This is a genomic window from uncultured Azohydromonas sp. (assembly GCF_937926365.1).
Taxonomy (GTDB): domain Bacteria; phylum Pseudomonadota; class Gammaproteobacteria; order Burkholderiales; family Burkholderiaceae_C; genus Azohydromonas.
The window spans coordinates 1-10,399 of the sequence record NZ_CALAOH010000090.1; the positions used below are offsets into that span (position 1 = coordinate 1).

Genomic DNA, 10,399 nt, shown 5'->3' on the forward strand with positions numbered 1-10,399 from the left:
TCATGTTGGCGAAGATCGCCGTGGGCCGCGTGTACCAGAAGCCGATCAGCAGGTAGCTCACCAGGCCCACCGCTTCCCAGCCGAAGAACAGCTGCAGGAAGTTGTTGCTCATGACCAGCATGAGCATCGAGAAGGTGAACAGCGAGATGTACGAGAAGAAGCGCTGGTAGCCCGGGTCCTCGTGCATGTAGCCGATGGTGTAGATGTGCACCATCAGCGACACGAAGGTCACCACGCACATCATCATCGCGGTGAGGCCGTCGACCAGGAAGCCGACTTCCATCTTCAGGTCGCCGAGCACCATCCACTCGTAGATGGTCTCGTTGAAGCGCGCGCCGGCGACGACGTCGCGCAGCACCAGCGCCGAGATGATGAAGGAGATCAGCACCCCGAGGATGGTGATCACGTGCGCGCCGCGGCGGCCGACGGCACGGCCGGCCATGCCAGCCACGATGGAGCCGACCAGCGGCGCCAGCGGCACAGCCAGCAGCAGGTTCTTGGACAGTTCTGCAGACATTTGTTGTAGGCCTTCCCGCGTCAACCCTTGAGCGTGTCGAGCTCTTCCACCTCGATCGACGAGCGGCTGCGGAACAGCACCACCAGGATCGCCAGGCCGATGGCCGACTCGGCGGCCGCCACGGTCAGGATGAAGAACACGAAGACTTGGCCCGCCATGTCGCCCAGGTAGTGCGAGAAGGCGACGAAGTTGAGGTTGACGGCCAACAGCATCAGCTCGATGGCCATCAGCAGCACGATCAGGTTGCGGCGGTTGAGGAAGATACCGATCACCGACAGCGCGAACAGGATGGCGCCCAGCGACAGGTAGTGCCCCAGCGTGATGGGTCCGAGATTCATGCTTTGCCCTCCTCCGCGGCGTTCTTGGCCTGCACCACCGGCGGCATCTGCACGATGCGCAGGCGATCGCTCTTCTTCACGCGCACCTGCTCCGACGGGTTGAGGTAGCGCGAGTCCTTGCGGCGGCGCAGCGTCAGCGCGATGGCCGCCACGATGGCCACCAGCAGCAGCACGGCAGCGATCTGCAGCGGATACAGGTAGTGGGTGTACATCTCGATGCCCAGCAGCTTCGTGTTGCCCAGCTCGGCCAGCTTCGGATCCGCCGGCGCGGCCTCGGGCACGTTGAAGCCGCTGGTCAGCACCAGCGCCATCTCCAGCGCGATGAGCGCGCCCACCAGGCCGGCGATGGGAAAGTGCTTCCAGAAGTTATGCCGGAAGGCATCGGTGTTGATGTCGAGCATCATCACCACGAAGAGGAACAGCACCATGACGGCGCCCACGTACACGAGCACCAGCGTGATGGCGAGGAACTCGGCCTTGAGCAGCATCCACACGCACGAGGCGGTGAAGAAGGCCAGCACCAGGTACAGGGCGGAGTGCACCGTGCTGCGCGCCGTGATGACGGCAAAGGACGCCAGCAGCAGCACCGTGGCGAAGAGGTAGAACAGAGCGGTCGTGGTCATGTCGTTGGACGCTTGAGACACGCGGGCACGCGCACCGCCACCCTCACGCATGCGACATGCGCATGCGTGCCGGCGGCACGCCTTGGGCCGTCAGCGGTAGCGGGCGTCGGCCTCCTTGTTGGCTGCGATCTCGCGCTCGTAGCGGTCACCGACCGCCAGCAGCATGTCCTTGGTGTAGTACAGGTCGCCGCGCTTCTCGCCGTGGTACTCGAGGATGTGCGTCTCGACGATGGAGTCCACCGGGCAGCTTTCCTCGCAGAAGCCGCAGAAGATGCACTTGGTCAGGTCGATGTCGTAACGCGTGGTGCGGCGGCTGCCGTCCTCACGCACGTCCGACTCGATCGTGATGGCCATGGCCGGGCACACCGCCTCGCACAGCTTGCAGGCGATGCAGCGCTCCTCGCCGTTCTCATAGCGGCGCAGCGCGTGCAGGCCGCGGAAGCGCGGAGACAGGGGCGTCTTTTCCTCAGGGAACTGGACCGTGATGGTCTTGGAGAGGAAGTGCCGCCCGGTCAGGGCCATGCCCTTGAACAGCTCCAGCAGCAGGAAACTCGAAAAGAAATCCTTCAGGGCAGACATGGCTTCAATTCCAGATGTTCCAGGGCGACTGGATCCACAGACCCACCACGAGCAGCCACACCAGCGTGACCGGAATGAAGATCTTCCAGCCCAGGCGCATGATCTGGTCGTAGCGGAAGCGGGGGAACGTGGCGCGCACCCACAGGAACATCGTCACAACGACGAAGACCTTGGCGGCCAGCCAGATCCAGCCCGGGATCCAGTTGAAGATGGCGCTGTCGATCGGGGGCAGCCAGCCGCCGAGGAACAGGATCACGGCCAGCGTCGAGACCAGGATCATGTTGGCGTACTCGGCCAGGAAGAACATGGCGAAGCTCATGCCCGAGTACTCGATCATGTGACCGGCCACGATTTCCGATTCGCCCTCAACCACGTCGAAGGGGTGGCGGTTGGTCTCGGCCAGGCCGGAGATGAAGTACACGACGAAGATCGGCAGCAGCGGCAGCCAGTTCCAGGACAGGAAGTTCACGCCCATGTCGGCGAAGCGGCCGCGGTCCTGCGACATCACGATGTCCGTCATGTTCAGGCTGCCGGCCACCATCAGCACCACCACGAAGGCGAAGCCCATCGCGATCTCGTAGCTGACCATCTGCGCCGAGGCGCGCAGCGCGCCCAGGAAGGCGTACTTCGAGTTCGAGGCCCAGCCGGCGATGATCACGCCGTACACCTCCAGCGAGGTGATGGCCATCAGGAACAGCAGGCCGGCGTTGACGTTGGCCAGCGCCACGTCGGGGCCGAAGGGCACCACGGCCCACGCGGCCAGCGCGGGCATGATGGTCATGATCGGGCCCAGGAAGAACAGGCCCTTGTTGGCGGCGGTCGGGCGGATGATCTCCTTGAACATCAGCTTGACCGCGTCGGCGATCGGAGTGAGCAGGCCGAAGGGACCCACGCGGTTCGGGCCCGGGCGGATCTGCGACCAGCCGATGGCCTTGCGCTCCCACAGCGTCAGGTAGGCGACGCAACCCATCAGCGGTGCGACCACCGCCACGATCTTGATGAGCGACCACAGCACCGCCCACAGCGTGGGAGGCAGGTTGGTACTGCCGAGTTGGTAGAGGGAATCAATCATCGCTTGGCCATCCTCAGAGCTTCTGCACGGTGATGGCGCCGAACATGGCGCCCAGCGTGGCGGTATCCGGGTGCGCCGCGCTCACGCGCACGGCGTTGGGGGCCAGCGTGGCGTCCTCGCGGGCCGGCAGCTCGGCGCTGGCTTTGCCCTGGGTCACGCGCACGCGCTGGCCCTCGGCCAGGCCCAGTGCCTGCCACAGCGCGGTGGGCAGGCCCACCACCGGCGGACGGGCATCGGCGGTCAGCTGCAGCGGACCCGAACGGCGCACCAGCATGTCGGCGCCGTAGATGGGCACGTCGGCGATGCGCTCGAACAGGCCGGGCGTGGCGGTCGCGATGTCGGCCGGCAGTTGCGCGCTGCTGCGGTTGGACAGCTTGGCAGCGATGCCGCTGCCGTCGCCCACCGCCTCGGCACGCACTTCCTCGGCGCTTTCGTGGTTGAAGCCGTCCAGGCCCAGCAGGTTGCCCAGCACGCGCAGCACCTTCCAGGCCGGACGCGTCTCGCCCACGGGCTTGACCACGCCGTAGAAGCTCTGCAGGCGGCCCTCGGCATTGATGAAGCTGCCGGCGGTTTCGGCGAAGGGCGCGATGGGCAGCAGCACGTCGGCGTTGGGCACCGCGGCGTCCTTGAACGCCGTCAGCGCCACCACCAGGCCGGAGCCTTCCAGCGCGGCGGTGGCCGCGGCGGCGTCGGCGGCGTCCCACACCGGCTCGGTGTTGAGCAGCAGCAGCGCCTTCATCGGTTGCGACAGCATCTGGCCGGCGTTGAGGCCGCCCTGCTTCGGCAGCGCGCCCACGACTTGCGCGCCCACGGTGTTGGCGGCCTCGGTGAGGTAGCCGACCTTGGCGCCGGTGTGCTCGGCGATCCAGCCGGCCAGCTTCAGCAGCGTCGAGGCCTGCGGATGCTGCGCGGCGGCATTGCCCAGCAGCACGGCCTTGTTGTGGCCCGACAGCAGCGACTCGGCCACGGCGCGCGCGGCGTCCGTCGCCTCGGCCTTGACCGGCGCGGCCACGCCGGCGCTGGCGGCCACGGCGGCGGCCACTTCGGCCAGCGCCTGCACCCAGCCGCTCGGCGCGGCCGTGATGTGATGGGCCAGCGGGATCAACCAGTCGTTCTTCAGCGCGTGCAGGCTGCTGATCTGGGCGCCATGACGGGCGGCCTGGCGCAGGCGCTGCGCGAACAGCGGGTGGTCCTTGCGCAGGAAGGAACCGACCACGAACGCGCGGTCCAGCGTCGAGAGCTCGGCGATGGGCATGCCCAGCCAGCGCGCGGTGCCCGGCGCGTCCACGTTGCCGAAATCGGCGTGGCGCGTGCGGTAGTCGATGTTGTCGCTGCCCAGGCCGCGCACCAGCTTGGCCAGCAGGTGCAGCTCTTCCACCGTGCTGTGCGCGGAGCCGATGGCGCCGATACCCTGGGCACCGAACTGGGCCTTGACCTGCTTGAGGCCGTTGGCGACGAACTCCAGCGCCGTGGTCCAGTCCACGGTCTTCCACTCGCCGCCCTGCTTGATCATCGGGGCGGTCAGGCGCGCGGTGCTGTTGAGCGCGTCGTAGCTGAAGCGGTCGCGGTCGGCCAGCCAGCACTCGTTGACGGCCTCGTTCTCCAGCGGCAGCACGCGCTTGACCTGGTTGGCCTTGACCTGGACGATCAGGTTGGCGCCGGTGCTGTCATGCGGGCTCACGCTCTTGCGGCGCGACAGCTCCCAGGTGCGGGCGCTGTAGCGGAAGGGCTTGCTGGTGAGCGCGCCGACCGGGCACAGGTCGATCATGTTGCCCGAGAGCTCGGAGTCCACCGTCTGGCCGACGAAGGTCGTGATCTCGGAGTGCTCGCCGCGGTGCAGCATGCCCAGTTCCATCACGCCGGCCACTTCCTGGCCGAAGCGCACGCAACGGGTGCAGTGGATGCAGCGCGTCATCTCCTCCATGGAGATCAGCGGGCCCACGTCCTTGTGGAACACCACGCGCTTTTCCTCGGCGTAGCGCGAGGACGAGCCGCCGTAGCCCACGGCCAGGTCCTGCAGCTGGCACTCGCCGCCCTGGTCGCAGATCGGGCAGTCCAGCGGGTGGTTGATGAGGAGGAACTCCATCACCGACTGCTGGGCCTTGATCGCCTTGTCGCTCTTGGTGCGCACGATCATGCCCTGCGTCACGGGCGTGGCGCAGGCGGGCAGCGGCTTGGGAGCCTTCTCAACTTCCACCAGGCACATGCGGCAGTTGGCCGCGATGCTGAGCTTCTTGTGGTAGCAGAAGTGCGGGATGTAGGTGCCGGCGGCCTCGGCCGCATGCATCACCATGCTGCCTTCGGCAACGCTCACCTTCTTGCCGTCGAGTTCGATTTCAACCATGGCTTCTCTTGGTGAAGGCCCCTGGCGCGCAGCGGGCGCCCAAGGGCGCCCGGGGGTTCAGAGGTGCTTCACCTTGCAGTTGTGTCTCAGGCCCCGCCCACCAGGCAGCGCTTGTTTTCGACGTGGTACGCGAACTCGTCGCGGAAATGCTTGAGCATCGCGCGCACCGGCATCGCCGCAGCGTCGCCCAGCGCGCAGATGGTTCGGCCCTGGATGTTGTCGGCCACCGAGTTCAGCAGATCCAGGTCGTCCATGCGGCCCTTGCCGTGCTCGATGCGGTCCACCACGCGCCACAGCCAGCCCGTGCCCTCGCGGCAGGGCGTGCACTGGCCGCAGCTCTCGTGCTGGTAGAAGTAGGACAGACGCAGCAGGCTCTTGACCATGCAACGGCTGTCGTCCATCACGATGACGGCGCCCGAGCCCAGCATGGAGCCGGCCTTGGCGATGGAGTCATAGTCCATCGTGCAGTCCATCATGATGTTGGCGGGCAGCACCGGCGCGGAGGAGCCGCCCGGGATCACGGCCTTGAGCTTGCGGCCCTTGGTCACCCCGCCGGCCATCTCCAGCAGCGTCGAGAAGGGCGTGCCCATCGGGATCTCGAAGTTGCCCGGCTCGTTCACGTCGCCGACCACCGAGAAGATCTTGGTGCCGCCGTTGTTGGGCTTGCCGACTTCGAGGTAGGCCTGGCCGCCGTTGCGGATGATCCAGGGCACCGCGCCGAAGGTCTCGGTGTTGTTGATCGTGGTGGGCTTGCCGTAGAGGCCGAAGCTCGCCGGGAACGGCGGCTTGAAGCGCGGCTGGCCCTTCTTGCCCTCGATCGACTCGATCAGCGCCGTTTCCTCGCCGCAGATGTAGGCGCCGAAACCGTGGTGCGCGAACAGCTCGAAGCTGAAGCCGCTGCCCTGGATGTTCTGGCCCAGGAAGCCGGCGGCGCGGGCCTCGGCCAGCGCCTCCTCGAAGCGCTCGTAGACCTCGAAGATCTCGCCGTGGATGTAGTTGTAGCCGCGACCGATGCCCATCGCATAGGCGGCGATGGCCATGCCCTCGATGACGATGTGCGGGTTGTAGCGCAGGATGTCGCGGTCCTTGCAGGTCCCCGGCTCGCCCTCGTCGGAGTTGCACACCAGGTACTTCGGACCCGGGAACGCACGCGGCATGAAGCTCCACTTCAGCCCGGTGGGGAAGCCCGCGCCGCCGCGGCCGCGCAGGCCCGAGGCCTTGACCTCGGCGATGACCTGCTCCGGCGTCATGCCGGCGCCGCCGTCGAGGCCCAGCACCTTCTTCAGGGCCTGGTAGCCGCCGCGGGCCACGTAGTCCTTGAGGCGCCAGTTGCTGCCGTCCAGGCCGGCATAGATCTGGGGCTGGATGTGGCGGCCGTGGAAGCAGGTCTCGCGGCCGGTCGCCTGGAATTTCGAGAGGTCGAGCATGCGGTTCACCCTTGCGCCTTGAGCGTGTCGACCAGCTCGTCCAGGCGCTCGTTGCTCATGTAGCTCAGCATCTGGCGGTCATTGACCAGCATCACCGGCGCGTCGGCGCAGGCGCCCAGGCACTCGCACTTCTGGACCGTGATGAGGCCGTCGGCGGTGGTGCCGCCCTCCTCCACGCCCAGCTTCTGGCACAGGTGCTCCAGCGCACCCTGGCCGTTGCGCAGCTGGCACGGCAGGTTGGTGCAGACGTTGAGCTTGTACTTGCCCAGCTTTTGCTGGTTGTACATGTTGTAGAAGGTCGTGACCTCGCGCACCGCGATGGGCGGCATGGCGAGGTACTCGGCGATGGCCGCCTCGGCCTCGGCCGACACCCAGCCCTGCTCCTGCTGCACGATGGACAGGCAGGCCATGACGGCCGACTGCTGCTGCCCCGCGGGGTACTTGGCGACCTCGCGCGCGAAACGCTCCAGCGTGGCGGGCGCGAAGAAGGATTGCGAACTCATCGATCGATCTCGCCGAAAACAATGTCCATGGTGCCGATCACCGCCACGGCGTCAGCGATCATGTGGCCGCGGGCCATCTCGTCCAGCGCGGACAGGTGCACGAACCCGGGCGCGCGGATCTTCATGCGATAGGGCTTGTTGGCGCCGTCGCTGACGAAGTAGATGCCGAACTCGCCCTTGGGATGCTCCACCGCCGCGTAGGCCTCGCCCTCGGGCACGTGGAAACCCTCGGTGAAGAGCTTGAAGTGGTGGATCAGCTCTTCCATGTTGGACTTCATGTCCACGCGCGGAGGCGGCGCCACCTTGTGGTTGTCCGTGATCACCGGGCCGGGATTGGCCTTGAGCCACTTCACGCACTGCTGGATGATCTTGTTGGCCTCGCGCATCTCCTGCACGCGCACCAGGTAGCGGTCGTAGGTGTCGCCGTTGGTGCCCACCGGGACGTTGAAGTCCATCCGGTCGTACACGTCGTAGGGCTGCGTCTTGCGCAGGTCCCACGCGATGCCCGAGCCGCGCAGCATGGCGCCGGTGAAGCCCAGGTTCAGCGCGCGCTCGGGGCTGACCACGCCGATGCCCACGGTGCGCTGCTTCCAGATCCGGTTGTCGGTCAGCAGCGTCTCGTAGTCGTCGACGTTCTTGGGGAAGCGGTTGCAGAAGTCCTCGATGAAGTCCAGCATCGAGCCCTGGCGGTTCTCGTTGAGCTTGGCAATCGCCTTGGCGTTGCGGATCTTCGAGGGCTTGTACTGCGGCATGCTGTCGGGCAGGTCGCGGTAGACGCCGCCCGGACGGAAGTAGGCCGCGTGCATGCGCGCGCCCGACACCGCCTCGTACATGTCGAAGATGTCCTCACGCTCGCGGAAGCAGTAGATGAGGATGTTCATCGCGCCGCAGTCCAGCCCGTGGCAGCCCAGCCACAGCAGGTGGTTCAGCAGCCGGGTGAGCTCGGCGAACATCACGCGGATGTACTGCGCGCGCAGCGGCACCTCGATGCCCAGCAGCTTTTCCACCGCCAGGCAGTAAGCGTGCTCGTTGGACATCATCGAGACGTAGTCCAGCCGGTCCATGTAGGGCAGCGACTGGATGTAGGTCTTGGTCTCGGCCAGCTTCTCGGTGGCGCGGTGCAGCAGACCGATGTGGGGGTCGGCGCGCTGGATCACCTCGCCGTCGAGCTCCAGCACCAGGCGCAGCACGCCGTGGGCAGCCGGGTGCTGCGGGCCGAAGTTCAGGGTGTAGTTCTTGATCTCTGCCATGGCGCGTTGTTCAGTGCAGGCCGCCGTAGTTCTCTTCGCGGATGATCCGCGGCGTGATCTCGCGCGGCTCGATCGTCACGGGCTGGTAGATGACGCGCTTGGTCTCGGGGTCGTAGCGCATCTCCACGTGGCCGGAGACCGGGAAGTCCTTGCGGAACGGGTGGCCGATGAAGCCGTAGTCGGTGAGCAGGCGGCGCAGGTCCTCGTGGCCGTCGAAGACGATGCCGTAGAGGTCGAAGGCCTCGCGCTCGAACCAGTTGGCCGCGCTCCACACCTCGGTGACGGAGGGGACCACGGGCAGGTCGTCGTCAGGCGCAAACACCTTCACGCGCAGGCGCCAGTTCAGGCTCACCGAGAGCAGGTGCAGCACCACGCAGAAGCGCGGACCGTCCCAGGGCTGGTCCTTGTAGGTGGAGTAGTCCACGCCGCACAGGTCGATGAGCTGCTCGAACTTGAGTTGCTCATCGTCACGCAGCACGCGCACCACGTCCGCGTAGTCGGCGGCCGAGACGGTGATGGTGATTTCGCCGCGATCACGCTTGAGGGCCTTGATTCGGCCGCCCAGCGCGGCATCCAGCGCCGACTGCAGGTTGTCGAGAGAAGTGGTCATGCGGTTCTAGCTCGCCGGGATGCGCCTTCAGCGCGCGATCGTGTTTTCGCGCCGGATCTTGGCCTGCAGCTGCAGGATGCCGTAGAGCAGCGCCTCGGCCGTGGGCGGGCAGCCCGGCACGTAGACGTCCACCGGCACGATGCGGTCGCAACCGCGCACCACCGAGTAGCTGTAGTGGTAGTAGCCGCCGCCGTTGGCGCAGGTGCCCATGGACAGGACCCAGCGCGGCTCGGCCATCTGGTCGTAGACCTTGCGCAGCGCCGGCGCCATCTTGTTGCACAGCGTGCCCGCGACGATCATGAGATCGCTCTGGCGCGGGCTGGGGCGGAACAGCATGCCGAAGCGGTCGATGTCGTAGCGCGCGGCACCCGCGTGCATCATCTCCACCGCACAGCACGCCAGGCCGAAGGTCATGGGCCACAACGAGCCCGTCTTCGACCAGTTGATCAGCTTGTCCACCGAGGTGGTGACGAAGCCTTCCTTGAGAACGCCTTCGATGCCCATGGGGTCAGTCCGTCAATGTCCTTTTGCCGAGCGAAATTCCAGGCTCATTCCCAATCCAGGGCGCCTTTTTTCCACTCGTAGATGAAGCCAACCACCAGGATGGTCAAGAACACCATCATGGCCACGAAACCTGACACGCCGATTTCGCGCAGCGAGACCGCCCACGGAAAGAGGAACGCGATCTCCAGGTCGAACAGGATGAAGAGAATGGCCACCAGGTAGTAGCGCACGTCAAACTTCATGCGCGCATCCTCGAAGGCCTCGAAGCCGCACTCGTACGGCGAGTTCTTCTGCGCGTCGGGTCGGTTCGGCCCCAGCACGAAGCCGATGATCTGGGGAGCAACCCCAACCCCGACACCGACCAGGATGAACAGAATGACGGGCAGGTATTGCTGCAGGTCCATGTGCGTGCTGAGCTGGTTGGGTGGGTGGCGACAAAAAAAGCGACCAGAAAAAAAGCGCGCCCACAGCAGCTTTGTTGAGCTGCCTACCGAGCGCGCCTGCGGGTTCCCTGCTCTGGTTCAGGGCGCCTTGCAAGGCGCCTACTCAGAACCTTGCAGAGAGGTCGAGAAATGTCTGGTGCCGACGGCGAGACTCGAACTCGCACAGCTTTCGCCACTACCCCCTCAAGA

At 66.2% G+C, this 10,399-nt stretch carries 12 protein-coding genes; all 12 read right to left on the reverse strand.

Annotated elements, in window-relative coordinates; genetic code table 11:
- The coding region (locus Q0741_RS09200; RefSeq protein WP_298232905.1) for a proton-conducting transporter membrane subunit at positions 1–517 on the reverse strand (517 nt) is incomplete at its 3' end.
- A 20-nt stretch (positions 518–537) separates the two neighbouring features.
- Positions 538–855: an NADH-quinone oxidoreductase subunit NuoK gene (gene nuoK, locus Q0741_RS09205; protein ID WP_298232906.1), complete on the reverse strand. Its 318-nt coding sequence runs from the start codon at positions 853–855 to the stop codon at positions 538–540.
- A complete protein-coding gene (locus Q0741_RS09210; protein ID WP_298232907.1) occupies positions 852–1,478 on the reverse strand; it encodes an NADH-quinone oxidoreductase subunit J in 627 nt (208 codons plus the stop codon). The genes nuoK and Q0741_RS09210 overlap by 4 nt, the downstream gene beginning before the upstream one ends.
- 90 nt (positions 1,479–1,568) lie before the next feature.
- Complete coding sequence (gene nuoI, locus Q0741_RS09215; RefSeq protein WP_066333325.1) at positions 1,569–2,057, reverse strand: NADH-quinone oxidoreductase subunit NuoI; 489 nt, start codon at positions 2,055–2,057, stop codon at positions 1,569–1,571.
- A gap of 4 nt (positions 2,058–2,061) precedes the next feature.
- Positions 2,062–3,129: an NADH-quinone oxidoreductase subunit NuoH gene (gene nuoH / locus Q0741_RS09220; RefSeq protein WP_298232908.1), complete on the reverse strand. Its 1,068-nt coding sequence runs from the start codon at positions 3,127–3,129 to the stop codon at positions 2,062–2,064.
- A gap of 13 nt (positions 3,130–3,142) precedes the next feature.
- Positions 3,143–5,473, reverse strand: coding sequence for an NADH-quinone oxidoreductase subunit NuoG (gene nuoG / locus Q0741_RS09225; RefSeq protein WP_298232909.1), 2,331 nt, complete (start codon positions 5,471–5,473; stop codon positions 3,143–3,145).
- 86 nt (positions 5,474–5,559) lie between these two features.
- Positions 5,560–6,900, reverse strand: a complete 1,341-nt coding sequence (nuoF, locus tag Q0741_RS09230) for an NADH-quinone oxidoreductase subunit NuoF (protein WP_298232914.1) — start codon at positions 6,898–6,900, stop codon at positions 5,560–5,562.
- Between the two features lie 5 nt (positions 6,901–6,905).
- Positions 6,906–7,403: an NADH-quinone oxidoreductase subunit NuoE gene (gene nuoE, locus Q0741_RS09235; RefSeq protein WP_298232910.1), complete on the reverse strand. Its 498-nt coding sequence runs from the start codon at positions 7,401–7,403 to the stop codon at positions 6,906–6,908.
- Positions 7,400–8,653 carry an NADH-quinone oxidoreductase subunit D gene (locus Q0741_RS09240; RefSeq protein WP_298232911.1) on the reverse strand — a complete coding sequence of 418 codons (1,254 nt, stop codon included), beginning with the start codon at positions 8,651–8,653 and terminating at the stop codon, positions 7,400–7,402. Before Q0741_RS09240 ends, nuoE begins: the two co-directional genes overlap by 4 nt.
- Positions 8,654–8,663: 10 nt before the next feature.
- The gene (locus Q0741_RS09245; RefSeq protein ID WP_298232912.1) at positions 8,664–9,263 is read right to left on the reverse strand and encodes an NADH-quinone oxidoreductase subunit C; all 600 of its coding nucleotides are present in this window, start codon (positions 9,261–9,263) and stop codon (positions 8,664–8,666) included.
- A 27-nt stretch (positions 9,264–9,290) separates the two neighbouring features.
- Positions 9,291–9,767 carry an NADH-quinone oxidoreductase subunit B family protein gene (locus Q0741_RS09250; RefSeq protein WP_028997518.1) on the reverse strand — a complete coding sequence of 159 codons (477 nt, stop codon included), beginning with the start codon at positions 9,765–9,767 and terminating at the stop codon, positions 9,291–9,293.
- A gap of 44 nt (positions 9,768–9,811) precedes the next feature.
- Positions 9,812–10,171 (reverse strand): NADH-quinone oxidoreductase subunit A, encoded by a 360-nt coding sequence (locus Q0741_RS09255; RefSeq protein ID WP_298232913.1) that lies wholly within the window; start codon positions 10,169–10,171, stop codon positions 9,812–9,814.
- Positions 10,172–10,399 lie beyond the last annotated feature (228 nt).

What these genes read in the sequence shown, in the direction of transcription:
- Q0741_RS09240 (WP_298232911.1), bottom strand. Translation starts at nt 8,653, where the DNA reads ATGGCAGAGATCAAGAACTACACCCTGAACTTCGGCCCGCAGCACCCG.
- nuoE (WP_298232910.1), bottom strand. Translation starts at nt 7,403, where the DNA reads ATGAGTTCGCAATCCTTCTTCGCGCCCGCCACGCTGGAGCGTTTCGCG.
- Q0741_RS09255 (WP_298232913.1), bottom strand. Translation starts at nt 10,171, where the DNA reads ATGGACCTGCAGCAATACCTGCCCGTCATTCTGTTCATCCTGGTCGGT.
- nuoK (WP_298232906.1), bottom strand. Translation starts at nt 855, where the DNA reads ATGAATCTCGGACCCATCACGCTGGGGCACTACCTGTCGCTGGGCGCC.
- nuoF (WP_298232914.1), bottom strand. Translation starts at nt 6,900, where the DNA reads ATGCTCGACCTCTCGAAATTCCAGGCGACCGGCCGCGAGACCTGCTTC.
- nuoH (WP_298232908.1), bottom strand. Translation starts at nt 3,129, where the DNA reads ATGATTGATTCCCTCTACCAACTCGGCAGTACCAACCTGCCTCCCACG.
- Q0741_RS09250 (WP_028997518.1), bottom strand. Translation starts at nt 9,767, where the DNA reads ATGGGCATCGAAGGCGTTCTCAAGGAAGGCTTCGTCACCACCTCGGTG.
- nuoG (WP_298232909.1), bottom strand. Translation starts at nt 5,473, where the DNA reads ATGGTTGAAATCGAACTCGACGGCAAGAAGGTGAGCGTTGCCGAAGGC.
- nuoI (WP_066333325.1), bottom strand. Translation starts at nt 2,057, where the DNA reads ATGTCTGCCCTGAAGGATTTCTTTTCGAGTTTCCTGCTGCTGGAGCTG.
- Q0741_RS09210 (WP_298232907.1), bottom strand. Translation starts at nt 1,478, where the DNA reads ATGACCACGACCGCTCTGTTCTACCTCTTCGCCACGGTGCTGCTGCTG.
- Q0741_RS09245 (WP_298232912.1), bottom strand. Translation starts at nt 9,263, where the DNA reads ATGACCACTTCTCTCGACAACCTGCAGTCGGCGCTGGATGCCGCGCTG.